The sequence below is a fragment of the Lentibacillus sediminis genome (assembly GCF_002763455.1).
GTDB lineage: Bacteria > Bacillota > Bacilli > Bacillales > Amphibacillaceae > Lentibacillus_D > Lentibacillus_D sediminis_A.
Genome location: NZ_NIXK01000007.1, coordinates 14,118 through 38,894 on the forward strand (window position 1 = coordinate 14,118; position 24,777 = coordinate 38,894).

The window sequence follows — 24,777 nt, forward strand, 5'->3', positions numbered from 1 at the left end:
CCCTATAGGTTTTGCTTACTTATATATACGGATAATTCTTTATTGTGTTTCAATTTTTCGCAAATTAATTACAACGTAAAAAAACGCAGGGGATTCTATCTTGAATACCCCTGCGCTTTCGTTTATTTGTCGGCTTCAGCTGTTATCATCCATCAAAGACCGCCCCATAATACTTACCCGCCTCGTGTTTTTCAATTCTTCGAGGTTTTTGGCACCGATGCCGAACATGGCCATCTTCAGTTCCAGTTCGATCTGGTCCATGACCTTCACAACAGCTTCCGCGGATTCCGTGGCAGCCTGAAGCAGCTGGCGGGCAAACCCGACCACATCGGCTCCGATCGTCAGGGCTTTTGCTGCGTCCACCCCTGTTTTCATGCCGCCACTTGCGACCAGCGGCACGTCAGGCAGACGGCCCCTTACAGACACAAGACATTCCTTGGTCGGCAGCCCCCAATTGTTGAAGGCCTCCGCCGCGGCCCGTTTGAGCGGATCCTGGGACCTGAGTTTTTCTACCTGACTCCAGGATGTCCCGCCTGCACCAGCTACATCGATATAGGAGATGCCGGCATTATATAATTTTTCAGCAACCTCTCCATCAATGCCGAAACCGACTTCTTTGGCACCAACTGGAACATCGAGGGAACTTGTGACTTGTTCGATTTTTGGCAGCAAGTTCTCAAAATTCAGGTCTCCGCCGTCCTGCACCGCTTCCTGCAGGGTGTTGAAATGCAACACAAGCGAATCCGCTTCTGTCATCTCGACAATACGGCGTGCCTCATCTGCGCCATATCCGTAATTAAGCTGCACCACACCCAAATTGGCAATTAATGGAACCGTTGGCGCCTGCTTCCGGATAAGGAAAGAATCCTCATGTGCACTGCTCTCCAGCAAAGCTCTTGTCGAACCAAGTGCCACCGCCCATCTTTTCTCTTCAGCTGCCAGCGCCAAATTCTGGTTGATCGTTGTTGCAAGCTCCGAACCGCCTGTCATGGAACTCACTAAAAATGGAGCATTTAATTGTTTATTTAAAAAGGATGTACACAATTCAATATCAGCAAAGTTAATCTCCGGCAGGGCATTGTGCAGAAACGAAATTCCTTCCAGCCCGGTTGTTTTGTTCACACCTTCAACATTCTCGGACAAACAAAGCCGAATATGCTCTGTTTTCCGCTGGTTAATCCCTTCAGCCATTTCCACGCGCCTCCTTCTTTGTCCATACTATAACAGGAACGCTGCTGATACCAATGTTTTGTTGTTTGTGCGTAGGGATAATCAGACACTACTATATTTGGGCACAATTTTTATGAAAGACTCTAAATTCTGTTAATTATAGTACCATTGCCTCACACCATTTGTTATACTAGATATAGTGTAATAAGGCATTATTATTATGTTATAAAATGGGTTTGTAGGTGATAACTGATTATAAGTTGTTATGAGAATGGGGGTTATCGTATGTTTAGTTTTGAAACCTTTAAAGACAAACGCTATTGGATGCTTTTACCACCATTTATAATTATCTTGGTGTTACTCTATATTTTCACTCATGGGAATCTTACCACTTTCATGATTTTATCACTCATAAATATAGCCATTTTTTGGACAACATATCACCTTTGGAAATTTTTAAGTAATAAAGAGAATAAAGATAATACGAATAACGGTCGCAACCTGTAGTTCGCTTGGTCCTTTGACGGGCGCGGTTGTTAAGTAACACAGGTAGAAAATAGTCAAATTTTTTTAAACCAACAGTAAAAAGGGCGATACATATTGTACATGTACAATATGTATCGCCCTTTAATCGTTGCGTTGCTGACATATCTGTATAAACAGAAATAACCACCCTTAGCCTGCTAAACTTTTGGTGGTTATTTCTATATTCCCATGAGTTACCCCTTTGAAGGGCTATTGCACTTGGGCTGAATGGTGTTGACAGTACCGTACGTTCAGTATTTATTATTTTATTACTTTCTATATATAGTATACCCCAATTTGGATAAATGTAGAACATTGTAGTTATTTTCTATATAGATGTAGATATAGAATCATCTCGGCACCGAATATCTACAATAGTATATACATGATACAAAATCCGCTGCAAGCCTACTTGTCTGATATGAGAATACATGTTATAAATAAGTATTCAGAAAAAACGGAGGAATAATAGTGAAACAACAGGCAAGGGACTTTGCAGAAAAGGCGCATCATGGACAAACCAGGAAAAACTCCGATTCTCCCTACATTACCCACCCCATCCGTGTAGCAGAACGGCTGGAGCAAGCCGGTTTCAGTGATGAGCTGGTCTGTGCGGGCTATTTGCATGATGTGGTGGAAGATACGCCATATGAAATAGAAGATATTGAAGAGTCTTTTGGCAAACGGGCCGCTGAGTTGGTGGCCGCCCATACGGAGGACAAATCAAAATCGTGGCGGGAACGGAAACAGCATACCATCGATACGGTGAAGCACGCGGAAAAGGAAGTTAAATACCTGATTGTCGCGGATAAACTCGACAATCTCCTGGCAATGGAAAAAGATTTGGCGATGCAGGGAAGCAAAATATGGGAGAACTTCAACGCCGGGTACGTGGACCAGAAATGGTACAACCAGTCGATTGCGGCCAATATGGCTAACGGCCTGACAGCAGAGGAGACGCCATATTACTTTCAAGAATTTGCGGAGACAGTAAAGCGCGTGTTCACATAAGAAAACACCTTCAAACGATATATATCGCATGAAGGTGTTTTCTTTTATCACCGCTTCCTTACCTGAAAATTTTCCTGAAGTACTGCCCAATTTTGCGGGAATGGATTGCCGAGCACCCAGTAGAAGGCACCACGAAGGTCATACACTTTGACTGTATCATATTTCGCCTGCATGCTGCGTGCGTCCTCAAACCAGACTTCGTGCGCTTGACCGGTCTCATCGGTATAACGGAAAAATGGCGACTGGTAGGTTTCATGATATTGAATTTCTGCCCCATACGTTCTGGCGAGCTGAACGGCTTCCTGCGGACTCACGGTTCTCGCAGTTGTGCCCTCTTGCCACGGAATTCTCCAGTCTCTTCCATAAAGCGGAATGCCCATAAGGATTTTGTCGCGCGGAATGACAGTGACCGCGTAATCCAGCACCTGACGCACCTCATTTATTGGGGCGATTGCCCACGGTTCCCCGCCGGCCCATCCCCATTCATAGGTCATCAGGAAGACAAAATCAACAATCTCCCCATGAGCCTCATAATCATGCGCTTCATAAAGCAATCCTTGCTGATCGGCACTAATCTTCGGGGCAAGCGCAGTGGAGACTAGATAGCCTTCCGGACGCAAACGGGCTACGACTCTGCGCAGAAAGTTGTTATAGTTTTCCCGATCTTCCGGGTAAATATATTCAAAGTCAAAATTTACCCCGCCATAATTTTTCTCCCGCATCACTTCCAGCAAATTGCTGATCAAGGTCTCTTGCAATTCCGGATTCCGCAAAAGGTTGGCAATCACATCCGAATCAAAATTGCCGCCGACAAAATTGGTCATCACTAAGAGCGGAACCGTTGCTGTGGCTCTGGCAGCTTCCAGAACGGCGGTGTCCTGCAGGTTGGTCAGTGTGCCGTCGGGATTGAAGCTGTAAGTAAATGGGCTGAGATAGGTAAAATACTTGCCAAGTGCCAGCACCTCCTGCGCGCCCTGCTGATCCATCTGTGTTGTGTAGGCATTGACTTCAATAACCGGCTTGGCAGCCGTCGGGATACGCAGTGTCTGGCCTGGATAAATTAGCGAAGGATTGACCATGTTATTCAGCTGTATAAGCTGGCCGGTACTCACACCATACCTCCCGGCGATCTGCCATAGTGTCTCTCCCGGCTGAATGATATGGGAAAAATAAGGCATTTCCAGCATTTGCCCCACGAAAATCAAGTTAGGGTTTGTGATGTTATTTACTCTGGCTAAATCTTCCACTGTTACACCATACCTCTGAGCAACCAACCATAAGTTATCTCCCGGCTCCACGACATATTCGCTGGCAGGGTCCGGAATAACCAGCGATTGCCCGACAACAAGCGCAGCAGGATCATCTAATCCATTTAACAATGCGATCTGGCTCACCGTTGTTCCATAACGCCGGGCGATGGCCCATAAGACATCGCCCCGTTCCACTACATGAATTTGCATCATCATTCTCCCCTGTTTTTGGTATCTACATAGCAGGATATTCATAGGCAGGCTGTCTTGTTATTCGGCGGACGGGGAGGCTTGAGAAAATTAAAAGCCAGATACCATGAGAACGATATCTGGCTGTTTCTCTCTTATTCATTTGACTGGACATATGACGTGTTCACCCATCATTCCAGACAATCTCCCCTTGCTCGAGATGATGGTCAATTTTCACATCAAAATCATGCTTCCTGTAGAAGTGCTTCAGCCGGCTGACATGGTCAAAATCGCGTTTGACGATGTCTCCGGTAATATACTGCACATTCTCTTCACGGGCCAGCTCTTTTAAATGCCCGAGCAACACAGAACCATATCCTTTGTTCTCTTCACCTTTGATGTCAGCAATATGAATCGTATGCTGATCTTTGTATTCGGCCTGGATGGCGGAGTCCCAATCACCGCGATACGGTTTGGTACAGTCATGCAGCATCACCTGAAAACTGCTCTTGTTGCGGTCGGCAAAAATGATCACCCATCGCTTATCCTTTGCCTGATCAATGCTGATGACTTCGGATTTTTTGGCAATTTCCTTCATGTTCACCTGCATACGGAACATCTGAATCTCCAATTCATCCAATTCCTGTTTTATTTCATTTTTATTTTTATTGGTTTCCATGAATGCGGAATAAACCATGTTCATCACCTGAAAAATATATTTTTACACACAGTTTGCCATTGTACTAGAGGATGCCTGACCATTTCAAGGGATAGAAAATAATTTTTCCCAAAAAACATTTCATACTTTTGTCCTATTTGCCGATATAAGAGAAAACCGTTTTCTAAAAGAATCTTGTTTTTTTACAATATCTATAAACGGCGAGCACCTCCTGCCGCTGCGGAAATCAACGAGCACTTTGTAACAGAAATTTTCTCAACGATAGCTTAGGTCACAGTTTCCATCAACTGCGACATAATTAAGCAAAAAAACAAACGAATAGAGCTTAAGAAAAAGAGATATGGATTTGGGGGATAGCGATGAACAGATTGAATAAATGGAGAAAAGCACTTAAAGGCAAACGATTCAGCTGGCGAAACCTGCCGATTGGATTTAAGTATTTATCTGTATTTTTTTTAACAGCCATCCTGTTTCTGGTCGCAAGCAGCGTGGTCTTTGTGCAGCTGCAGTCGGTAATCGATGATGTGGAAGCGATTGATCAGGATAGCGCAAGAGCCAACAATATGTCACAGATGGCTGCACTGATTCAGGCAAAAGATGTGCAAAGTGCTGATTATCTGCTGACAGGGAATCCTAGTTTTATTGAGGAATTCACGCAATACCAGGAAGAGATTACCGCTCTGGTGGAAGAAATAGAGCCGACGCTGGCCACCACAGAGCAGCAGGAACTGTTTGAGCAAATTTTAACGAACAATGGCATTATTGACGATTCATTTCTGAACCGGATGGTAGAATCGATGGAAAATGATCAGCAGGAGATGGCGAACTCACTGAGGAATTATTCCTCCCGGTTGCGCGGAGAAACGATTGAACTCGTTGACGAATTGATCGCAGTTGTCCAGGCTGATCAGCGTTCCTCTGTAGAAGCAGCGATGGGAAAAACAAATACCAGCACACTGATCCTGGCAATTTCCAATATTGTCGTCATCATACTTGGTGTGCTGCTGATGATGCTGGTCAGCCGACGGATTTCTTCCAGCTTGGGGAAAATTGTCCATATAACATCTGAGGTGGCCGGTGGAAACCTGCAGGTAAAATCAATGGACAAAGACGGCGAAGATGAAATTGGTCAATTGGCCCTGTCCATCAATAAAATGAAGGATAACATTTATGGCATTTTATCCAAGGTTTCATTAGCCTCGAGTTCTGTGCAGTCGAAAAGCGAAGAGCTGACACAATCAGCAAATGAGGTCAAGGAAGGCAGTGAACAGATTGCCAGCACCATGGAGGAAATCTCTTCCGGTGCGGAAATGCAAGCCAACAGTGCATCTAATTTATCAGAGAATATGAATGACTTTGTAGAAAAAGTCCGGCAGTCCGAGCAAAACGGCCAGGAGATTGCCTCAAGCTCCGAAGCGGTGCTCGCCGTAACAACAGAGGGCACGGAATTGATGGAGCAGTCTGTTGTCCAGATGAAACGAATTGATTCCATTGTTACCGAAGCGGTCAATAAAGTGGAAGGGCTGGATAAACAGTCCAATGAAATAACCAAACTGGTACGTGTGATCAAGGATATAGCCGATCAGACGAACCTGCTTTCCCTGAATGCAGCGATCGAGGCGGCAAGAGCCGGCGAGCATGGCAGAGGATTTGCAGTTGTTGCAGATGAGGTTAAGAAGCTTTCCGAGCAAGTCGCATCTTCTGTGGGGGAAATCACGACAATTGTCAACAGCATCCAGTCGGAAACCGGCCATGTCGTTGACTCCTTAAACGACGGCTATAAAGAAGTTCGGGAAGGTACGGCGCAAATCGAGAAAACGGGGCAGAGCTTTGAAACGATCAACAGCTCCGTGATCGATATGGTAAATAAAATCACTTCAATCTCAGCGAACTTGAAAGACATCACCAATAACAGTGTAGATATGAACCATATCATTGAAGAAATTGCCTCCGTTTCTGAGGAATCCGCCGCCGGTGTGGAGCAGGCAGCTGCTTCGGCCCAGCAGACGTCCAGTTCGATGGAGGAAGTTTCGCATAACGCGGATGAACTGGCCAAGCTTGCTGATGAATTGCAGACGGAGTTGCGGGCGTTTAAGTTTTAGGCTGTTTTCTAAAAGAATGGGACTGCGATTACTCGTCCCACCGGAAAGCGTTTGTCGTTTTTATCAAAATATGTTTTAAATGTGACTTAACCTACCGCTACGGAAATACATTCCGCTTTCCGCGGGCGGCCGGTGATCCCCCTTGTGCTGTCTCGTCTTTAGGGGTCTCACCTGTGCCTATCCTCCCGCTGGAGTCTCCATGTATTTCCTCCGCTGATGAGTGTTTTTAAAACTTTACATCAGTTATTTACAGCTTGTTTAGATCACCAAAACAGCAGTTACCCACTCTGTAGATGGTTGATCTTCGCTGTGGGCAGCCGACTCCTGCGGGAACAGCACGAGGCTGAAGCCGTGCCCGCGGAAAGCGGCTGCTCGCAGCGGAAATCAACGAGCACTTTTGTAGCTTGTATTCGGCATCGGTCGGCATTAATTTAGGCCACAGTTTCCATCAACCCCAAAATAAAAAAGCTAAGAGAACCATTAAAACAGCTGTCTCCTCGAGGGAAGACAGCTGTTTTATTAATCGCTCCTCCCGGGGTATAGAAAACACCCCTTCGTATGATCATTCACCATGCCGGTTGCCTGCATAAAAGCATATAAAATGGTGGGACCGACGAATTTAAAGCCGCGTTTTTTCATATCTTTACTCATTCGCGCAGATTCCTCCGTCCAGGCAGGCACCTGCTCATGTGTCTCCCAATGATTGACAATCGGCTCTCCATCAACAAATTGCCAGGCATAGCGGTCAAAGCTGCCGAATTCCTCCTGCACCTGCAGGAAGACTTGAGCATTGCTGATGACGGAGCGGATTTTCAGCTGGTTGCGAATGATGCCCTCATTTTGCAGCAGTTCGCTGACTTTGTCCTCCCCATATTTGCTGACAATCTGAGGGGCAAAACCATCAAAGGCTTCCCGGTAATGTTCCCTTCTTCTAAGTATCGTGATCCAGCTTAAGCCTGCCTGCGCGCCTTCCAGGGAAAGCATTTCAAACAGATGCTGATCGTCATGGACGGGCCTGCCCCATTCTTGATCATGATAAGCAATATAAACTGGATCATCCGTCACCCAGGCGCAGCGCTGTTTTTCCCCACTCATTCTGCTTTCGTCTCGACTTCGTTCTCTTCATAGGAAATCCAGTCACTGAAACTGCCCGGATACAGTTTGACATTACTGTACCCCGCCGCCTTCAATGCCAGGACATTCGGGCAAGCGGAAATGCCTGAGCCGCAGGAGACGATAATTTCCTCATCTTTAGGCAATGTGCTGAAGTGCTCCTCTAGCTCTTCTTTCCTTTTCCAGGAGCCGTTCTTCTGCAAGACATCTTTCCAGAAAAAGTTTTTCGCACCGGGAATATGACCAGCCTTGCCATAAAGTGGTTCCGTTTTGCCCAGATACCTGTCACTGGCGCGGGAATCAAGCAGTATAGCTGTTCGCTTCTCCAGCTTTTCTTTCACTTCTTCCATTTCTGCAATTTGCCCTTCCTGGGTCGCGGGGTGAAAATCCTTAGCCGTGAGCGTTGGAATTTCTGCCGTTACGTCCTCTCCTTCGCTCACCCAGCGATCATAGCCGCCGTCCAAAACATATACCCTCTGATGGCCCAAATGATCGAGCAGCCACCACAGTCTGGAGGCGAACATTTCATTGGCCTGATCATAAACCACGACCGTCGTGTCGCGGTCGATTCCAATATTGCCAAGCTTACTTGCCAACAGTTCAATATCTGGCAGTGGATGCTTGCCGCCATGCTTTTCCGCCCGTCCGGATAAATCTTTTTCCAAATCCATATACACCGCGCCGGGGAGGTGACTTTGCAAATACTGCTTCCTGCCTGCATCCGGGTCGGTGAGATCAAACCGTACATCCACGATGACTGTATTGGCCTGCTTATTTTCCAGCCGGTTCTTCAACCGATGTACACTTATCAAATAAGACATTTTTCGTTATCCCTCCAAAAGTTTGCTCATATAATATTCATCTACAAATCTTCCATCCATCCGCAATGCGTCTTTTTTGGCACCTTCTATGGTAAATCCTGCTTTTTCATACAAATCTATTGCTCGTGTGTTTTCTGTTATTACTGTTAATTCTAACCGATGAAGCTCTATATTCATAGCCCACTTCTCCAATTTTTCGAAAAATCTTGTACCTAGACCTTTGCCTTGGTGTGCTGCTGTGACACCGATGACGACGGAGGCCGTGTGGGCTGATTTCCTGGAGGATCCGCCAATTGCGAATAGGTAACCGGCCAGTTGGCCATCTGTTTCGGCGAGCAATATAATCGAGTTTTCCTGTTCGGTTAGCGCCCTAATCCTCTTTTCCATATTTTCTGCTGAAATTTCCCGCTCCCCTGCCTCGTAAAGCATATAGGGGCTCTCCCGCTCCACTTGCTGCATCACTTTTACCAACTGGCGGGCATCTTCCGGGAGTGCATGTCTGATCATATTGCCTGCCTCCTTTTTTGTTAAGTATGGTAGAATAATCTTATAAAAGCAAAAAAATAGATGAGGAGATTAGCGAATGAAAGAGGATATCATCCGGCGTTTTACTGCCTATGCAAAAGTCGATACACAATCAGAGGAAACTTCCACAGCGATACCAACAACACCCGGGCAAATGGAGCTGGCAAATCTGCTAGTTGAGGAGCTGAAAGAAATTGGACTGGAGGATGCCGCGTCTGACGAAAATGGCTATGTGATGGCGACGCTTCCTGCCAATACCGAAAAAAATGTACCGACGATCGGCTTTATGGCCCACCTTGATACGGCGACCGACTTTACAGGGAAAAACGTCCGCCCGCAGCGGATGGAGAACTTTGACGGAAATGACATCGTGCTGAACGAGGAATTAGATGTCGTTTTGTCTGCGAAGGATTTCCCGGAATTACCCGGCTATAAAGGGCATACATTGATTACTACCGATGGCACCACCCTGCTTGGGGCCGACAATAAAGCGGGAATTGCCGAGATTATGACGGCGATGGATTATCTCGTGCGGCACCCCGAAATCAAGCATGGCAGAGTTCGTGTGGCATTCACACCCGATGAGGAGATTGGGCGTGGACCGCACAACTTTGACGTGGAGCGGTTTGACGCAACCTATGCCTACACCGTCGATGGCGGCCCGCTTGGTGAACTGCAGTATGAGAGTTTTAACGCAGCTGCTGCCAGAGTGACCTTCCACGGCAACAGTGTGCATCCTGGAACCGCGAAGGACAAAATGGTCAATGCCGGAAAAATGGCCGCTGCTTTTATCGGGAAATTTCCAGAGAACGAATCACCGGAGCATACCGAAAAATACGAGGGGTTCTATCATCTTATCAGTGTTGAGGGCAATGTTGAACAGACCGTGGCTACGTATATCATCCGTGATTTTGACAAAGAAAATTTTGAGTCTCGGAAAGCACGATTGAAACAGTTTGCCGAAGAAATAAGAGATGAATACGGGAAAGAAAGCGTCACGGTCGAGATGCAGGATCAGTACTACAATATGCGTGAAAAGATTGAGCCAGTGATGGAAATTGTTGATATTGCCCAGGAAGCGATGAAGCATTTGGATATCGAAGCAGTCATCAAGCCGGTACGCGGCGGGACAGACGGCTCCCAGCTTTCCTATAAAGGGCTGCCGACACCGAATTTGTTTACCGGCGGAGAGAATTTCCATGGCAAGTTTGAGTATATTTCCGTGGATAATATGGAGAAAGCGACGAATGTGATTGTGGAGATTTGCAGGCTGCTTGAAGAGAAACAGGGATAATAAACAGCGCCGGGTTTTTTAGGATCCGGCTTTTTACTTCAACTTTTTTGATCACCCCGGAAAACTATGATTGCCCCGATTAGCTAATCTATGAGAAAATATAAGTCAGTTTGTCTATCATATATGCAATAGGAGAAAAATGCTATGTCTATAAAGAACTTATCTATTATTCTCGCAATGGCTGCGATGCTTACCACCCTGGCAGCCTGCGCGCTGGAAGAGACTGGGGACCCTCAGGCGGAACCGGAGCCAGCAGAATCTACTGCTCCAGCTGAAGCGGAAAAACCAGAGCCTGAACCTGAGACGGATCCGGTCCAAGTCCCTGAAGCTGGCTTGCAAAAATTGGATCAGGGTGAGGATGTGAAAATGCTTCAGCGGGCATTAAATGAAATCGGTTATTCGATTCCGGAAAACGGTATGTATGATGAGATCACTACATGGGCCGTGACGGACTTTCAGCTGCAGCAGGAAAATCTGGCCGCACTCGGCGTATTTAACGAAGAAACAAGGACAGCGATGGAATCTGTCTTTTCAGCCGGTGAGGCAGTCGAAGCCGGAGCCGGATTGCCGCAGGACGTACCAGCGAGCGGTGAAGGAGACGACACCCGGATGCTAATGAATCCTTATGATCAGCTGGCTTTGGTAAACAAGCAGCAGGCATTGCCGGCGAATTATACCCCGCAGGATATGGTTGTGCCAGATATAGCTTTTCCGTTCACCGAGGATTTGCCGAAAAAGCAAATGCGCGCGACAGCAGCTGCCGCTTTGGAGGAGCTATTTGCCGCAGCAGAAGAAGCCGGGCTCGATCTATTTGCCCAATCCGGCTACCGTTCCTATGACCGGCAAGATTACCTATTTGCTTCCTATTCTGAACAGCACGGTGAAAAAGCAGCCAATAAGTTCAGTGCGCGTCCCGGGGAAAGTGAACACCAAACCGGGCTGACCATGGATGTTACCTCGCCGGAAGTGAATTTTCAATTGACAACGGATTTTGCTAAAACGGATGAAGGCAAATGGCTTACTGACCACGCAGCGGATTTCGGCTTTATCATCCGCTATCCAAAAGGCTCAGAAGACATCACGGGATATCAGTATGAGCCATGGCATTTGCGCTATGTCGGAGAAAAAGCGGCCCAGGCGATAGCCGAGGAAGGTATTACACTGGAGGAGTATTTGGGTGAAGTGGAATAATTGTGGGATAACCTGTTCATGGGAGCAGGTTTTTTTGTGGCGAGATCTCTGGAATTTGAACATCGAGGGGCAGGAACTTCCGCCGTGAGTGAGAACTTCAACCCAAGAGCGAGAACTTCAACCCCAGAGCGGGAACTTCAACCCCAGAGCGAGAACTTCAACCCAAGAGTGAGAACTTCAACCCCAGAGCGGGAACTTCCGCCCGAGGTCGTTCGGCGGGTAATGAGAGTGGTTGTATCGGGGAGTTCAGTGGGGGAGCATGTCGTGAATCAGCGGAATGGGCATGGGATTCATGGAAACCGGCTATATCTCAGGGGAACCCCGCTGAATTCAGAGTTTCTCCTTAGAGACAAGCATCCCGAACTGAGCAAGACAATCAAGAATTAGAAAAACCGCTCACCACATCCCGGGCATAAACCCCATCAATTCGCCGGTCCAACGCACGGATCCGCTCCAATGCCGTTTGATCATCGATCGTTTTATAATGATGATTGCCGCCAGCCTCTTCGTCCGCCTCGTCTGCAAGCGCAACAACCTGCTGCAATGGTTTGAGCTGCAATTCTCCTGCCGGCAAATAAGAATCTGTGTGCAGTAAAACCGCGACTGCTATCTCTTTGGCGGCATGCCGGTCTTCTCCCACTCGGATCAGCAGCTTATGCGCACGGCTTGCTCCCTTGATCGCATGGATATCATTTTCCCGGTAGAGATCATAATCCCATTCCCCGTCACGATACCATGTATAGTGCCCAACATCATGAAGGAGGGCAGCTTTGGTCGCATAGTCCGGATTGACATCAAACCGCTTGGCAAAAATATAAGCAAATTCCGCCACCGCGACGGCATGGGCCACACCAGATCGCTTCAAGTATTTTTGTGTAATTGGATGGGTGAAAACTTCTTCCAATGTTACCTTACTCATTCTAATCGCCTCCCTTTCCAAAAATATTTTTACGACTATAACATGATTAGGCATCGATTGCAATTGTTCTTTCCCTTTTTTGCCTCTGACAAATCTAGCTTTTTCTGGAAAGGAACACCAGCGTCAGAGCAACAATCAGCATAATCGCAGCACTGGAGGTAAACGGGAGGCCAAACAGCTCAGCGGCCGCTCCGGAAATCGCAGAACCAGCCACCGATCCCAGGGAAAAGAAGGCATAAAAGATACCATACGCTTTCCCACGATCCACTTTTGATGAGACATCGGAAACAATTTGATTCATCGATGGGAACACCAGTGCAAATCCGATCCCATATATCACCATCAGCACGACACTCAACCATAGCACCTCAATGAAATTAAGCAGAAGATGCACAGAACCGATAATCGTAAGCCCTGTAATGACCAAGTGAATGGGCCGGAATTTTTCATACATCCGGTTGGCCGGGGTTAAAAATATTATAATCGCAACGATGCCAAATGTGCTCAAAAGCATTCCAGTCGTTGCCGAATCAAGGCCAATCTCACTGACTTTCAGCGGCAGAGCAAATGCCAGTGTACCATTGCTGATCATCAGTCCAAAAGCGGCCAGCGATGCCTGCAAAAGCAGCGGATGTTTCATTAGTGGAATGATGTGACGAAAAGCAATCCCTTTCCTGTTCACGGGGGCGAACGATTCCTCGACAAACAGGACAATTAGCACCGAACTTATCAGGAATAGCACAGCAACCAGTATGAAAACATAATCAATCTGCGCCCTGGCTGCCATGATACCGCCAACTGCCGGACCGATAATCGCCGCGATGCCAATTGCTGCACCGGTGATGGCCATCGGTTTCCCCCTGGCTCCCTTTTTCGTCCGGTCACCGACATAGGCAAATGCCGCGGGAATCAACACCCCGCCGGCGATTCCGTGAAAAAATCGGATGAAAAATAGCTGTTCTCCCGTCTGGGCAAATGGATAAAGGAATAAAATAACCGCTCCGGAAAGCATCCCCCAGAGGAGAATCTTCTTGCGGCCAAACCGGTCAATCCAATGGCCCCCAATAATATTGGCTGCCATATTGGTAAGCGAATAAACCGCCACAATCGCACCTGCCAGGAACTCTGATGCGCCGAGTTCCAAGGCATATGGCGTAATAATCGGCAGCTGAATAAAGGTATCTAAAAATGAAACGACAATAACAAAATATAATATCCGTGTCATGCAAGCGAACCTCTTTCTCTCTAATTAAAATGGTTTGAGAATCATCAGGACAATGATCACAATAAATATCGTGTTTTCTATTCGTTCATAAAAAAACAGCCTGCGGGCCAGGGTGTAATATGCCTCCGGGATCTTTTCCCCTTCCGTTTCCCTTAACAAGCGTTTAATAGGCCGCGACCTTGGTGACATAACGAACGGTCCGCCAGCCAGTGCCAGCAAAAATAAAAACAGGCTTGTCCCATACCAGCCCTGGCTGAACAGATGGGGCTGAAGAAAACCCATCCACAAGCCCGTGATTAAAAGCAGCGTGCCCCCGACCATGACCGGAATATGCAGCTGATGGCGAATCTGGTAGGCATGCCTTAACTCCGTCATGGTGCCGGCATTTTTTACTACATGAATCATCATAAACCCCGGACCCATCCCTAGGATCGCTGATATGATATGAGTGAAAACTAAAAATTCGTGTAGACCCATGATATGCCTCCTTCATCTTAATCATACTCTTTTTTCGGCTGATTTGCTGTGATGTTGCGCACAGTATGGGGGAAGGAGGGTTATGGGGTTGCTCGGTTTAGGGTCGAAGGTGCGCGACTTAGGTGATGTTCGCGCGATTTGAGGTGCGGGACGCGCGATTCGGCGTGATCTTCGCGCGACTTGAGGTGCGGGGATCGCGATTTCTTTTATACGTATATTTTGCTATTTTGATTTATTTACAAAAGATTTCGGTACATCTGCTTTAAATAACAATGGCTGATCTGTGGAAGGATGCTTAAATGCTAAAACTTTTGCATGCAATCCAAGTCTGCCGATCGCTTTTTTCTTTGCCCCATACTTTTTATCGCCGACAACGGGGTGGCCAAGATCCTGCATATGCACGCGAATTTGGTTCTTCCGGCCCGTTTCCAGCTGTACTTCCAATAGAGAAAATTCCTTATTGGTTTGGATGCTTTTATAATGGGTAATCGCATGCAGGCCGTCATTTTTTGTCTGACTTGAATACATCAGGTGAGTTTTGCTTTCCTTCAGCCAGGAAGATATATACCCTTGTGTTTTTGTTACTTCACCTTCTACAAGCGCAACGTAAGTACGCTCCTTGACCATACTCTTCCAATTATTTTGCAGGATGCGCTTTATCTTCTCGCTTTTGGCAAACACCATGACACCGGAAGTATCTTTATCCAGCCGATGCACCACAAAAATTCTGTTCGCAGGGTTTTCCAGCCGGACATACTCCATTAATTGATGATGAGCGGTTTGATTCTTCTCCTTTTCGGTTGCAATGGAAAGCAAACCTGCATCCTTATTGATTACAATGATATCGGCATCCTCAAAGAGAATGGACATGCCGATTAGCGCATTTTCTTTTATAGCTGATTTATTTTTTAATATCGTAACGGTTTGACCTGGATGGAGAGAATAGTTATGTTTTGTTTCAATATGGTCGTCAATGGTTACCTGTCCGCGCGTCAGGATCGATTTTACCGAATTACGGCTGCGGTTCCTCATCATTTCCAATAGAAAGGGCAGCAGTTCTGTTTGTTCTTTCACTATATAAATCAATGAGTGTTCTTGTTTCTTATTGGCTCTTTGTTGCTTTTTAGACATGAATTGCTCTCCTCTAATGTAAAAATAATACGTATCGTTCCTTTAACCGATATAATGGAACCTAAATCCTCGTCCTTCACATCGATATCTACTGGAATTGGTTCATTAAGATAATTCTGCATCATCTTCAAGTAGGTTGCAACTTGTTCGAAATGGGGGCTGAATTGTCCTTTGCTTGATAAGATATTGCTCTCCATCTTATAATACCATGAAGTCATCACGTTTAACTGACTAACCCTCATGTGGGTTCTATAAAAAAGAGATGCACTTAGGCATGCACCTCTTCTCCTTCATAAAACATCATTATTATTCTGCTGTGCTTCCTGAATCTGCTGGCGGGTGTCGTGTAGCTGTTCATAAGCCTGCTGAAATTGCGGGTTTTCTGTTGCCTTTGTTCCTGCCTGCTGGGCCATCTGTAATTGCTGTTCTGCCAGCTGCAGCTGCTGTTCAGCCTGATCCAGCAGTTTGGCATCTGACCCTTGAGCCTGACGGGCAAACTCCTGAGCATCGTGTAATTGCTTGCTGGCTTGCTGCAATTGCTGATGCAAACTCTCCTGTGCCATATATGTCGCCTCCGTGAACTTTATTGTGAAAAACTCCATATATAGCGTTCCCTCCGCCTTTCGCACTATACATCAGGCTGCCGCCGTAAAAAGCGCCAAAGCCCTATTCATACGAAATCTTCATATCACCCGGTTTGATCCAGCCTTTTTTCCTAAGCCACTCGGACAATGCCAGGCTGATAATCGCCGGTGCAATAATATGCAAAATCAAAATGCTCCACAGCACACCAAATGAAAACCCCATAGTTTCAAGGGTCATAATTTGACCGACAAAGCCGGCTGTCCCCATACCCGCGCCCTCCGCATTGCTTGTCATTTCAAGCCAGACTGTTCCAAACGGGGCCAGCACTGCCCCGGCAATGGTTGGCGGCAGAAGGATGATCGGCTTTTTGATAATATTGGCCACTTGGAGCATGGAAGTACCAATCCCCTGGGCCAAAAATCCGCCAAATCCATTATCACGGTAACTGGAGACGGCAAAACCCACCATCTGTGCCGCACAGCCGATGGTCGCTGCTCCTGCTGCGAGCCCATCCAGGGAAAGCATGATGGCAATAGCCGCGGAAGAAATCGGTGCCGTCAGCGCCAGCCCCATCAGCACAGCGACCAGCACGCCCATAATGAATGGCTGCTGTTCGGTGGACCAGTTAATCACATCACCGAAACCGATCATAAATGAGTTAATCGGCGGACCGATGAAGCTTCCAGCCGCAAAGCCTGCCGCGATGGTAACAAACGGGGTGATTATAATATCCACCCGGGTCGTTTGACTCACCATTTTGCCGATTTCCGTTGCCAGAAGTGCCGATATGTAACTTCCGGCCGGTCCACCAAGCTCTGCCCCGAACGCCCCGGCAAATAAGGCGGAAAACAGTACGAGCGGCGGCGCTTTAAGTCCATAGGCAATGGCCACCCCAATAGCACCGCCCATCACCTTGCTGTCCATGGCAAACGCTCCCATTTCAACCATGAATGATAATACCGATACCTGCTCCCCGATTGTTTTAATAATAAGTCCCATAATTAACGAAGAAAAAAGGCCCAGAGCCATGTAGCTTAATGCCGTGATCGTGTACTCTCTTATCGAAAGAGATACCCCTTTCCTTTCTAGAAACGCTTTCATTATGTATTCCCACCCCTTTTGTGAATAATTTCACATAATATAGATGAACTCTTCGCTTCTGAAGAGAATCCCCTCATTCATTATTACGTTAATCATTTCACAAATCAACCCCTTTTTTTGCATTTTGTTAAATTTATTTTTTAGAAAACTTGGCTTTTCGCCAAGCCTTTATGGCGAAAGCCTTAGTTGCGCTTATGCAGGATAAGAAAGTATATACTTTCTTATCTGCCAAGAAAAAGAAAAAGACCTATTCCTTTATCCATTTTTTGATGATATTATCCAGCTTTACTTTTTCAGCTTCTTTCATAAGATATTCTTTATCCATTATATTTCCGTCGTCTTTATGAATCCTGAACATTCGTCTTGCCCATCCATAATCATCGGACCATACAAGTTTCATTGGATGAGAGACGTTAGCTGATTCCAACCTGTGAATAATGATATCCTCTATACCAATGACGTTGATGTATTTACCATTTGCCAAATACTTTCTCAAGACGGGTCATAAAAAATTCTCCTATCCCCAATTGATTTAAATTTCCCTTGAGCTTTAGCATTTTCGATGGTTCCCTCAGTAATCTTATCCAATAGTTCCTGTTTTTCCTTCGTTCTTTCCTTCGTTCTTTCCTTTGTGCTGAACCTCTCATTATTGCTTTGTTCCATCCTAATTTCTTTGTTTATTTCCCTTTTATATTTCTCGATATTTTTATTGATGTCGTCTAAATTTATTTGTCTCATAAGGACCACCTTTTTCATTAATGTGACATTATATAACTTATTGTATGCCTTTTTTTGACAATCGTAAATATCACTGAAAGCCTCTTCTCCCCAGCCAAAGTTGCTTTTCTTCCACGCATTCGTTACAATCTAATTGAAAACAATTATCAGTTGCTACAGTGAAAGGGGCAGAACTACATGTTATCCACTGAACAGCGTACGAGTTTAGCCAGCCTGATCCGCGACCGTCGTGCGGTGAAAAAGGGCTATAATAATAAAGAAGTAACAGAAAAAGTTATCCGCGGCTTGTTAAATGACGCGATATGGGCGCCGACACACGGCATGCGGCAACCATGGCGATTCATCTTTGTCGGAGCAGACAAGCTTCCAGGGTTCGCCAGCAAAGTCGCTGCTACCTATCCGGAAGAGAAACAGCAAAATCGCGAAGACTACCTCAAAGAACCAAATGCCATCCTTGTTGTGGTGATGGAAGAGCCGGAACTTCAGAAGCAATGGGATGAAAACTATGGCGCCACCGCGGCGATGCTTCAAAACTTCTGGCTGCTTGCCTGGGAAAAGCAGCTTGGCGTGGTCTGGAAAACGAACCCGCATATTTACGATGTGCAAGTGAAAAAGATTCTGCAGGTGGGCAACGCTGAGAAAATCGTCGGTTTTATGCACCTCGGTTATTTTGATGAAAAACCTGCGAAAAAAGACCGTATCGAGCTTGCTGATAAATTCACCACGTATGAAGGCTGAAAAACACACCGCATGCGCACGGCATGCGGTGTGTTTTTTGCCTTAATCTTCCCATACTGTACTCTTCAGTTGGTTGTCCTGTTCATGCCGCTCAATCCCCATGTCGATCAGGCGGTTAATCAGTTCCTTGTATGGCACCCCGCTGATTTCCCACAGTTTGGGATACATGCTGATTTTGGTGAAGCCAGGCAAGGTGTTGACTTCATTCACGTAAATTTCCCCTTGCTCGGTTAGGAAGAAATCGACGCGCGCCAGGCCTTCACATTCCAGTGCCTGGAACGCAGCAACCGCCGCTTCTTGCAGGCGTTTTGCTTCGTCCTCCGTCAAGTCAGCAGGGATTGCCAGGTCGGCACCTTTTTCATCAATGTATTTTGATTCATATGAATAAAATTCCGTTTGCGGCAGAACTTCTCCTAACTGTGAGGCTTGTGGATCCTCATTGCCAAGAACAGCACATTCGATTTCCCGACCAATTAGGCTTTCCTCAACAATCAGTTTATGATCATACTGGAATGCCGCGGCGATTCCTGCATCAAATTCTTCTTTTGTCGAAACTTTGCTTACCCCGACAGAGGAGCCTTGGTTGGCTGGTTTGATAAACATCGGCGTACCCAATTCCGCAGCCGCTTTTTCAAAATCAATCGCGCTTTTCTGCGAGCGCTTGAAGGCAAGCCCTTTGGCAACCCGGATGCCCGCAGCCGTGAGCAGCCGTTTGGCAATATCTTTGTCCATGCAAATGGAAGAACTCAGCACACTCGGACCGACAAAAGGCAGATTGGCTATACGCAGCATTCCCTGCAGGCTTCCGTCCTCACCCAGCGTCCCATGCACAATCGGAAACACGACGTCCAGTTGTGCGAGCTGATGAGCGTTTGCTGCATGGATCAGCTGCTTGTCGGACTCACCAGGAATAAGCGCAATATTGTCGTTTGACTTATTTAATTGGATCAGCTTGGGATTTTCTTCATTTAATAAATAGGTAGACTGATCATTCAGGTGCCATCTTCCCTCTTTGTCAATCCCAATCAGCACCGGTTCATATTTATCTGTATCAATTGCATCCACAATATTTTTGGCGGATTGCAGCGAGACTTCATGCTCTGCGGATTTCCCGCCGAAAATAATTCCTACTCTCTTCTTTGCCATCTTAGAGACACCCTTCCTAAATACGTATACACTTAAAATAGCACAAAACGGCTTGTATTTAGAAGCAAAATTACGCAGCAGGGGCCCCTCAGCAAACAGGAACTATTTTCCCCGTTTTCGCTTCATCTCCTCATAGTCTTCTTTGCTGATCTCCCCTTTTTCCATGCGTTCTTTCATTATTTCCAGGGAATCCCGACGCGCAGGGTTTCCTTTTCCGGCGCGAAAACGAAACAGAATGACAGCCATCACAATCAGGACAATAATTGTCAGTACAATTCTTACTTCCATTGGCATCTTTTTCACCTCTTCTTTACGATTTCCTGATTGGTCTGGGTTTAAGCCTATTTCGGAAAAATTTTGCTCAACCTCTTGACTTTTTCTCCGACCTCCCTTAACATAAGATTCAATAATTAAATTTAGATAAGCAATGACGAAGATTAGTAATCTACTCAGACACTTTAGAGAGCTGGTGGCCGGTGCGAACCAGTGTGGCGGATTAGATGAATGGACTTCCGAGCTTCCAAACCGAACCGTTATCTAGTAGGCTTTGGCGATCTCGTCCCATCGTTACCCGGGACAAACAGGAAGTGCGCTTCTTGTTGCCGAAGTGAACTGATTGTCAGTTAATAAAGGTGGTACCACGGTCCCTCGTCCTTTGCGGATGGGGGATTTTTGTATTTTCTGGAAAAAATTTTATACAGACAAAATCGTTAAGCAAGAGGAGTAGGCACAGCAAAAACATCAAAGAGAGCCGGTGATGGTGGGATACCGGTATGCGGCGCTGTGCTGAATGGACTTGCAAGAGGTTTCCTGAACCCCTCTTTTATGGGGCAAGTATGGAAATCCGGTGTTCCGCCGTTATACGGATAGGATATCGGACGCTCGGAAATAGAGCGCTCCCGTATCTGATTAAGATGAAAAGGAGTTTTCTTTTCAATTGAGGTGGCAACGCGGTCACAATCGTCCTCTATATTCGCATTAATAATGCGGGTATAGGGGATTTTTTTATTTTACAGCACATGGAGACGGACAGGAGGAATGAGCAAATGAAAGCAGCGCAAAATCAAGCCAGCCCTTATAAACACAGTAAGCATAATGCCGACATTTTCACACCGGTTGAGCTGTTTACACGGCTTTCCGGGAAAAAGAAATGCCTGCTGGAAAGTTCCTTCAAGCATGAGAAAAAAGGCAGGTACTCCTATATTGCTGCTGATCCTTACCGGGAATTTAAAGGAAACGGCAATATTACAACAGAGGTAAATCACTCAACAGGCACCGAGACCACTGTACAGCAGCATGTGCTTGCTTATTTACAAGAACAGCTGCCGAAGCTGGAAGCGGATCTCCCCCTCCCTTTTTATGGTGGAGCGGTTGGGTATATCAGCTATGATGTGATCCGGCAATTTGAAGATATTGGCGGGGAACTGCCGGATGAGCTTGATATGCCGGACGCTCACTTGATGATTTATAGAGATGTCATCGTGTTCGACCATGCTAAGGAGATGCTCCATTTGATCTGCATGAACCCGGACGACGAGGAAGAAGCAGTGCTGGAGGCACGACTGCAGCAGCTGGAGAGAGTTTTGCACGGAAAATCGGAGAAGATGCAGGAGACATCTGGGAGCGTCCACTTCCAGCCGGAAATCACCGAAGAACAATTCAAGCACAAAGTAGAAACGGCCAAAGCACATATCCGGCAAGGGGATATTTTCCAAGTTGTGTTATCCCAGCGCATGACCGCGGCGTTCGAAGGGAATCCGTTTACCTTTTACCGAAAGCTGCGCAAAGCCAACCCTTCTCCTTATATGTTTTACATTGATTTTGCTGAATATGTAGTGCTTGGGGCGTCTCCGGAAAGTCTGGTGGAAACGCAGGGAAAAGAGGTGGTGACCAACCCGATTGCCGGAACCAGGCCGCGCGGGAGAACAGCAGAAGAGGATGCAGCACTGGCTAAAGAATTGCTGACGGATGAGAAAGAGATAGCAGAACACCGGATGCTCGTGGATTTAAGCAGGAACGACCTGGGCCGTGTCTGTGAAATTGGCAGCATCCACCTCCCTGTCTATATGAACATCGAAAAATACCAGCATGTCATGCATATTGTCTCTGAAACAGCAGGTGTGCTGCGGGAGGATGTGACAGGAATCGATGCACTGAAGGCGTGTCTCCCGGCGGGCACAGTATCGGGAGCCCCAAAAATCCGCGCCATGCAGATTATTAATGACCTGGAGGAGAAAAAACGTGGCGTATATGCCGGGGGAGTCGGGTTTATCAATTTCCGACATGATGTAACGATAGCGCTGGCGATCCGCTCCCTTGTCATCAAAGAAAAGCGCGCCTATCTTCAGACCGGCGCAGGAATAGTCTATGATTCTGTGCCGGAAGCGGAGTACCGGGAAACGCTGAACAAAGCAAAAGCACTCATGGAGGTGAACGCCGTTGATTTTGCTGATTGATAACTATGACTCTTTCACCTATAACATTTATCAATATGCTGCTGCCTTAAACGAGGAGATTGACGTGGTCCGGAATGATCGGATTACCCTTGAGGAAATCGAAGCATTTGGACCTGATGCAATCATCCTTTCTCCAGGTCCCGGGCTGCCAGCTCAAGCGGGTATTTGCATCGAGTTGGTCAAAACGTTTTATGAGAAAATACCGCTCCTGGGCATCTGTCTCGGTCAGCAGGCAATCGCTGAAGCGCTCGGAGGCAGGCTCATCCCTGCAAAAGTATTGAAACATGGAAAAACATCACTTATTACGCATAATGGAACTGGTCTATTCAGCTATCTGCCACAGCCGCTTGAGGTGATGCGCTACCATTCGTACGTAGTGGATCCGCAGTCCCTGCCCACACAGCTGGAAAACGCAGCGACCTCCTTAGAGGATAACGAATTGATGGCTATTCAGCATACCCGCTTACCAGTATATGGTGTCCAGTTCCATCCGGAGTCGATTGGCACTGCGACAGGCATGCACATCTTAGAAAATTTCATCCAGAGTATCAAAAAAAGAAAGGAGCAGGGTTATGAAACAATATCTTGAAAAACTCATCCATAGAGAAAACCTATCAGTGGAAGAAATGAGGGCAGCAGCCGGACAGTGTTTTTCCGACACTATTACCGATACGGAAATCTCGGCATTTTTAACCGCATTAAGCTCAAAAGGGGAAACGGCGGAGGAGATTGCTGGGATGGTAGAAGCTGTCCGCTCCCAGTCTTCTTTTCGCGCAACAACCATCACTAGCGCCATGGATAACTGCGGTACTGGCGGCGATCAGTCCTACAGTTTTAATATCAGCACAACCTCTGCCTTTGTGATAGCCGGAGCGGGCATTCCTGTTGCAAAACATGGCAACAGGAGCATTTCCAGCAAAACAGGAAGTGCCGACGTGCTCGAGCATTTAGGCATTTCCCTGTCGTTCACACAGCAGCAAGTCGAGGAAGCGCTAAAAGAGAATAACATCGCCTTTTTATTCGCTCCCCATGTGCATGCGGCCTTAAAGCCGTTCACGAAAGTACGCAAAGAGCTGGGACTGCCGACCATCTTTAATGCTATTGGCCCGCTGACGAATCCGGTAGAGCTTGACTCCCAGCTGCTCGGTGTTTACCGAAGCGACATGGTAGGAATGCTCGCGGAAGCCTTGAAAAAATTAGGCAGGCGACGCGCCGTCGTCGTGCACGGGGCAGGTGGCATGGATGAAGCCTCCCTTGCCGGAGAGAATCAGCTTGCCATACTGGATCAGGGGGAGATCACCTACCTGTCGATTCACCCGGAAGATGTTGGTCTGCCAGCCTATTCGAATGAGCAGATTCGGGGCGGGGATGCCGAAGCGAATGCAGCGATTTTGCAAAATGTATTAAGCGGCAGCGAAGGGCCTTACACCGATACCGTCCTGCTCAATGCGGGACTCGGCATTTTTGCTACAGGTGCAGCAGAAACGATCACCGATGGCATTGCAAGGGCAAGAGAAAGCATTGCTTCCGATGCAGCCAATGAACGCCTAGAGCAGTTAATCAGCTACAGTAAAAAAATTCCAAGCGAGGTGTAACAAATGACCATACTTGATACTATTTTAGCCGAAAAACAAAAAGAAGTGGCCGAACTTCAGGGGCAGCGTTTTACAGCTGTACCGGGAAAAACCGTACCTTCTTTTAAAGAAACAGTCCTGAAGGCAAACAAAATGCCGATCATCGCGGAGATCAAACGCGCCTCCCCATCGAAGGGTGCGATCGATATGGCAGTCGATCCGGCAACACAGGCAAAAATCTATGAATCAGCCGGGGCATCGGCGATTTCCGTCCTGACCGATAAGGCGTTTTTCCAGGGGTCGATGGAAGATTTGCAGGCAGTGAGAGAAGCGGTCGATCTGCCAATACTATGCAAAGATTTCATCATTGACCCGATGCAACTGCAGCGGACAAAAGCAGCAGGGGCTCAGGTTGCTCTCCTGATTGCTGCGGCATTATCTGATGAACAGCTACGGGATCTGTATGAAGAAGCTGTCTCTTTGGAGCTGGAAGTAATTTGTGAGGTACACAACGAAGAAGAATTGGAACGCGTCCTTGAATTAAACCCGGAGATTATTGGAATCAACAACCGGGATCTGAAAACTTTCCAGGTGGATTTAATGACAACCAATAAACTGGCTACCATCGCCCTTGAGACCAATCAAGATACGATCATTGTCAGTGAAAGCGGGATAAAGCAGCGAAGCGATGTCGTACGTGTGCAGGAAGCTGGGGCAAATGCCGTGCTTATCGGTGAAACATTGATGCGCTCACCGGACCTGCCTGCGACTTTCAACGAATTACAGGTGGCTTTTCCTGTGAAAGGAGCGGAATAAT

General features: G+C 46.8%; 25 protein-coding genes and 2 other annotated features. Of the genes, 9 read left to right on the plus strand and 16 right to left on the minus strand.

The window, feature by feature from the left end:
• Window positions 1-135: 135 nt before the first annotated feature.
• A complete protein-coding gene (fni, locus tag CEG13_RS12295) occupies window positions 136-1,191 on the minus strand; it encodes a type 2 isopentenyl-diphosphate Delta-isomerase (protein ID WP_100012193.1) in 1,056 nt (351 codons plus the stop codon).
• Window positions 1,192-2,166: 975 nt separating this feature from the next.
• Between fni and CEG13_RS12305 the strand changes: the two genes are divergently transcribed.
• A complete protein-coding gene (locus CEG13_RS12305; RefSeq protein WP_100012195.1) occupies window positions 2,167-2,706 on the plus strand; it encodes an HD domain-containing protein in 540 nt (179 codons plus the stop codon).
• Window positions 2,707-2,753: 47 nt separating this feature from the next.
• On the opposite strand, the gene CEG13_RS12310 is transcribed toward CEG13_RS12305, so the two are convergent.
• On the minus strand, window positions 2,754-4,166 hold the full coding sequence (locus CEG13_RS12310) for a LysM peptidoglycan-binding domain-containing protein (protein ID WP_100012196.1): 1,413 nt from the start codon (window positions 4,164-4,166) through the stop codon (window positions 2,754-2,756).
• A gap of 163 nt (window positions 4,167-4,329) precedes the next feature.
• Window positions 4,330-4,842 carry a GNAT family N-acetyltransferase gene (locus tag CEG13_RS12315; protein WP_100012197.1) on the minus strand — a complete coding sequence of 171 codons (513 nt, stop codon included), beginning with the start codon at window positions 4,840-4,842 and terminating at the stop codon, window positions 4,330-4,332.
• Window positions 4,843-5,183: 341 nt separating this feature from the next.
• On the opposite strand from CEG13_RS12315, the gene CEG13_RS12320 reads away from it, so the two are divergent.
• Complete coding sequence (locus tag CEG13_RS12320; protein ID WP_100012198.1) at window positions 5,184-6,926, plus strand: methyl-accepting chemotaxis protein; 1,743 nt, start codon at window positions 5,184-5,186, stop codon at window positions 6,924-6,926.
• A 519-nt stretch (window positions 6,927-7,445) separates the two neighbouring features.
• Here the strand turns inward: CEG13_RS12320 and CEG13_RS12325 are convergent.
• The 3 genes from CEG13_RS12325 to CEG13_RS12335 are packed head-to-tail and all read right to left on the minus strand — an operon-like array spanning window position 7,446 to window position 9,367.
• Window positions 7,446-8,021 (minus strand): DNA-3-methyladenine glycosylase I, encoded by a 576-nt coding sequence (locus CEG13_RS12325; protein ID WP_100012199.1) that lies wholly within the window; start codon window positions 8,019-8,021, stop codon window positions 7,446-7,448.
• The gene (locus CEG13_RS12330) at window positions 8,018-8,860 is read right to left on the minus strand and encodes a sulfurtransferase (RefSeq protein ID WP_100012200.1); all 843 of its coding nucleotides are present in this window, start codon (window positions 8,858-8,860) and stop codon (window positions 8,018-8,020) included. The genes CEG13_RS12325 and CEG13_RS12330 overlap by 4 nt, the downstream gene beginning before the upstream one ends.
• A gap of 6 nt (window positions 8,861-8,866) precedes the next feature.
• The gene (locus CEG13_RS12335; RefSeq protein ID WP_100012201.1) at window positions 8,867-9,367 is read right to left on the minus strand and encodes a GNAT family N-acetyltransferase; all 501 of its coding nucleotides are present in this window, start codon (window positions 9,365-9,367) and stop codon (window positions 8,867-8,869) included.
• Window positions 9,368-9,443: 76 nt separating this feature from the next.
• Here CEG13_RS12335 and pepT point away from each other — a divergent pair, with 76 nt between their 5' ends.
• Window positions 9,444-10,679, plus strand: coding sequence for a peptidase T (gene pepT, locus CEG13_RS12340; protein WP_100012202.1), 1,236 nt, complete (start codon window positions 9,444-9,446; stop codon window positions 10,677-10,679).
• 144 nt (window positions 10,680-10,823) lie between these two features.
• Window positions 10,824-11,870 (plus strand): D-alanyl-D-alanine carboxypeptidase family protein, encoded by a 1,047-nt coding sequence (locus CEG13_RS12345; RefSeq protein WP_100012203.1) that lies wholly within the window; start codon window positions 10,824-10,826, stop codon window positions 11,868-11,870.
• 376 nt (window positions 11,871-12,246) lie between these two features.
• Here the strand turns inward: CEG13_RS12345 and CEG13_RS12355 are convergent, their stop codons facing one another.
• The 8 genes from CEG13_RS12355 to CEG13_RS12390 form a co-directional block, all read right to left on the minus strand.
• Window positions 12,247-12,789 carry an HD domain-containing protein gene (locus CEG13_RS12355; RefSeq protein WP_100012205.1) on the minus strand — a complete coding sequence of 181 codons (543 nt, stop codon included), beginning with the start codon at window positions 12,787-12,789 and terminating at the stop codon, window positions 12,247-12,249.
• A 94-nt stretch (window positions 12,790-12,883) separates the two neighbouring features.
• Complete coding sequence (locus CEG13_RS12360) at window positions 12,884-14,014, minus strand: MFS transporter (RefSeq protein WP_100012206.1); 1,131 nt, start codon at window positions 14,012-14,014, stop codon at window positions 12,884-12,886.
• A gap of 24 nt (window positions 14,015-14,038) precedes the next feature.
• Window positions 14,039-14,491 (minus strand): DUF2269 family protein, encoded by a 453-nt coding sequence (locus CEG13_RS12365; protein ID WP_100012207.1) that lies wholly within the window; start codon window positions 14,489-14,491, stop codon window positions 14,039-14,041.
• 222 nt (window positions 14,492-14,713) lie between these two features.
• Complete coding sequence (locus tag CEG13_RS12370) at window positions 14,714-15,622, minus strand: RluA family pseudouridine synthase (protein WP_100012208.1); 909 nt, start codon at window positions 15,620-15,622, stop codon at window positions 14,714-14,716.
• 290 nt (window positions 15,623-15,912) lie between these two features.
• On the minus strand, window positions 15,913-16,185 hold the full coding sequence (locus CEG13_RS12375) for a hypothetical protein (protein ID WP_100012429.1): 273 nt from the start codon (window positions 16,183-16,185) through the stop codon (window positions 15,913-15,915).
• 103 nt (window positions 16,186-16,288) lie between these two features.
• On the minus strand, window positions 16,289-17,308 hold the full coding sequence (locus CEG13_RS12380; RefSeq protein WP_100012209.1) for a PTS sugar transporter subunit IIC: 1,020 nt from the start codon (window positions 17,306-17,308) through the stop codon (window positions 16,289-16,291).
• A gap of 247 nt (window positions 17,309-17,555) precedes the next feature.
• Window positions 17,556-17,792 carry a hypothetical protein gene (locus CEG13_RS12385; protein WP_143469674.1) on the minus strand — a complete coding sequence of 79 codons (237 nt, stop codon included), beginning with the start codon at window positions 17,790-17,792 and terminating at the stop codon, window positions 17,556-17,558.
• A gap of 8 nt (window positions 17,793-17,800) precedes the next feature.
• A complete protein-coding gene (locus tag CEG13_RS12390) occupies window positions 17,801-18,046 on the minus strand; it encodes a hypothetical protein (RefSeq protein WP_100012211.1) in 246 nt (81 codons plus the stop codon).
• A gap of 177 nt (window positions 18,047-18,223) precedes the next feature.
• Between CEG13_RS12390 and CEG13_RS12395 the strand changes: the two genes are divergently transcribed.
• Window positions 18,224-18,784 carry a nitroreductase family protein gene (locus CEG13_RS12395; RefSeq protein WP_100012212.1) on the plus strand — a complete coding sequence of 187 codons (561 nt, stop codon included), beginning with the start codon at window positions 18,224-18,226 and terminating at the stop codon, window positions 18,782-18,784.
• A gap of 42 nt (window positions 18,785-18,826) precedes the next feature.
• Here the strand turns inward: CEG13_RS12395 and ddlA are convergent, their stop codons facing one another.
• Complete coding sequence (gene ddlA, locus CEG13_RS12400; RefSeq protein WP_100012213.1) at window positions 18,827-19,930, minus strand: D-alanine--D-alanine ligase; 1,104 nt, start codon at window positions 19,928-19,930, stop codon at window positions 18,827-18,829.
• Window positions 19,931-20,032: 102 nt separating this feature from the next.
• A complete protein-coding gene (locus tag CEG13_RS12405) occupies window positions 20,033-20,224 on the minus strand; it encodes an SHOCT domain-containing protein (protein WP_100012214.1) in 192 nt (63 codons plus the stop codon).
• 124 nt (window positions 20,225-20,348) lie between these two features.
• Window positions 20,349-20,589: a binding site (T-box leader), on the plus strand.
• Window positions 20,590-20,631: 42 nt separating this feature from the next.
• Window positions 20,632-20,901: a binding site (T-box leader), on the plus strand.
• A gap of 75 nt (window positions 20,902-20,976) precedes the next feature.
• Here CEG13_RS12405 and trpE point away from each other — a divergent pair.
• Genes trpE through trpC form a run of 4 tightly spaced genes read left to right on the plus strand, consistent with a single transcriptional unit; the run spans window position 20,977 to window position 24,776 of the window.
• Window positions 20,977-22,386: an anthranilate synthase component I gene (trpE, locus tag CEG13_RS12415; RefSeq protein ID WP_100012215.1), complete on the plus strand. Its 1,410-nt coding sequence runs from the start codon at window positions 20,977-20,979 to the stop codon at window positions 22,384-22,386.
• The gene (locus CEG13_RS12420) at window positions 22,370-22,975 is read left to right on the plus strand and encodes an anthranilate synthase component II (protein WP_100012216.1); all 606 of its coding nucleotides are present in this window, start codon (window positions 22,370-22,372) and stop codon (window positions 22,973-22,975) included. Before trpE ends, CEG13_RS12420 begins: the two co-directional genes overlap by 17 nt.
• Window positions 22,959-23,981 carry an anthranilate phosphoribosyltransferase gene (gene trpD / locus CEG13_RS12425; protein WP_100012217.1) on the plus strand — a complete coding sequence of 341 codons (1,023 nt, stop codon included), beginning with the start codon at window positions 22,959-22,961 and terminating at the stop codon, window positions 23,979-23,981. Before CEG13_RS12420 ends, trpD begins: the two co-directional genes overlap by 17 nt.
• A 3-nt stretch (window positions 23,982-23,984) precedes the next feature.
• Window positions 23,985-24,776 carry an indole-3-glycerol phosphate synthase TrpC gene (gene trpC / locus CEG13_RS12430; protein ID WP_100012218.1) on the plus strand — a complete coding sequence of 264 codons (792 nt, stop codon included), beginning with the start codon at window positions 23,985-23,987 and terminating at the stop codon, window positions 24,774-24,776.
• The last annotated feature ends 1 nt before the right edge of the window (window position 24,777 follow it).

Coding starts and splice junctions, on each gene's coding strand:
- trpE (WP_100012215.1), top strand. CDS start 20,977: ATGAAAGCAGCGCAAAATCAAGCCAGCCCTTATAAACACAGTAAGCAT.
- CEG13_RS12390 (WP_100012211.1), bottom strand. CDS start 18,046: ATGAGACAAATAAATTTAGACGACATCAATAAAAATATCGAGAAATAT.
- CEG13_RS12335 (WP_100012201.1), bottom strand. CDS start 9,367: ATGATCAGACATGCACTCCCGGAAGATGCCCGCCAGTTGGTAAAAGTG.
- fni (WP_100012193.1), bottom strand. CDS start 1,191: ATGGCTGAAGGGATTAACCAGCGGAAAACAGAGCATATTCGGCTTTGT.
- CEG13_RS12315 (WP_100012197.1), bottom strand. CDS start 4,842: ATGGTTTATTCCGCATTCATGGAAACCAATAAAAATAAAAATGAAATA.
- CEG13_RS12345 (WP_100012203.1), top strand. CDS start 10,824: ATGTCTATAAAGAACTTATCTATTATTCTCGCAATGGCTGCGATGCTT.
- CEG13_RS12405 (WP_100012214.1), bottom strand. CDS start 20,224: ATGCCAATGGAAGTAAGAATTGTACTGACAATTATTGTCCTGATTGTG.
- CEG13_RS12365 (WP_100012207.1), bottom strand. CDS start 14,491: ATGGGTCTACACGAATTTTTAGTTTTCACTCATATCATATCAGCGATC.
- CEG13_RS12330 (WP_100012200.1), bottom strand. CDS start 8,860: ATGTCTTATTTGATAAGTGTACATCGGTTGAAGAACCGGCTGGAAAAT.
- ddlA (WP_100012213.1), bottom strand. CDS start 19,930: ATGGCAAAGAAGAGAGTAGGAATTATTTTCGGCGGGAAATCCGCAGAG.
- CEG13_RS12395 (WP_100012212.1), top strand. CDS start 18,224: ATGTTATCCACTGAACAGCGTACGAGTTTAGCCAGCCTGATCCGCGAC.
- pepT (WP_100012202.1), top strand. CDS start 9,444: ATGAAAGAGGATATCATCCGGCGTTTTACTGCCTATGCAAAAGTCGAT.
- CEG13_RS12310 (WP_100012196.1), bottom strand. CDS start 4,166: ATGCAAATTCATGTAGTGGAACGGGGCGATGTCTTATGGGCCATCGCC.
- CEG13_RS12320 (WP_100012198.1), top strand. CDS start 5,184: ATGAACAGATTGAATAAATGGAGAAAAGCACTTAAAGGCAAACGATTC.
- CEG13_RS12380 (WP_100012209.1), bottom strand. CDS start 17,308: ATGAAAGCGTTTCTAGAAAGGAAAGGGGTATCTCTTTCGATAAGAGAG.
- CEG13_RS12360 (WP_100012206.1), bottom strand. CDS start 14,014: ATGACACGGATATTATATTTTGTTATTGTCGTTTCATTTTTAGATACC.
- trpC (WP_100012218.1), top strand. CDS start 23,985: ATGACCATACTTGATACTATTTTAGCCGAAAAACAAAAAGAAGTGGCC.
- CEG13_RS12325 (WP_100012199.1), bottom strand. CDS start 8,021: ATGAGTGGGGAAAAACAGCGCTGCGCCTGGGTGACGGATGATCCAGTT.
- CEG13_RS12375 (WP_100012429.1), bottom strand. CDS start 16,185: ATGGCACAGGAGAGTTTGCATCAGCAATTGCAGCAAGCCAGCAAGCAA.
- CEG13_RS12370 (WP_100012208.1), bottom strand. CDS start 15,622: ATGTCTAAAAAGCAACAAAGAGCCAATAAGAAACAAGAACACTCATTG.
- CEG13_RS12355 (WP_100012205.1), bottom strand. CDS start 12,789: ATGAGTAAGGTAACATTGGAAGAAGTTTTCACCCATCCAATTACACAA.
- trpD (WP_100012217.1), top strand. CDS start 22,959: ATGAAACAATATCTTGAAAAACTCATCCATAGAGAAAACCTATCAGTG.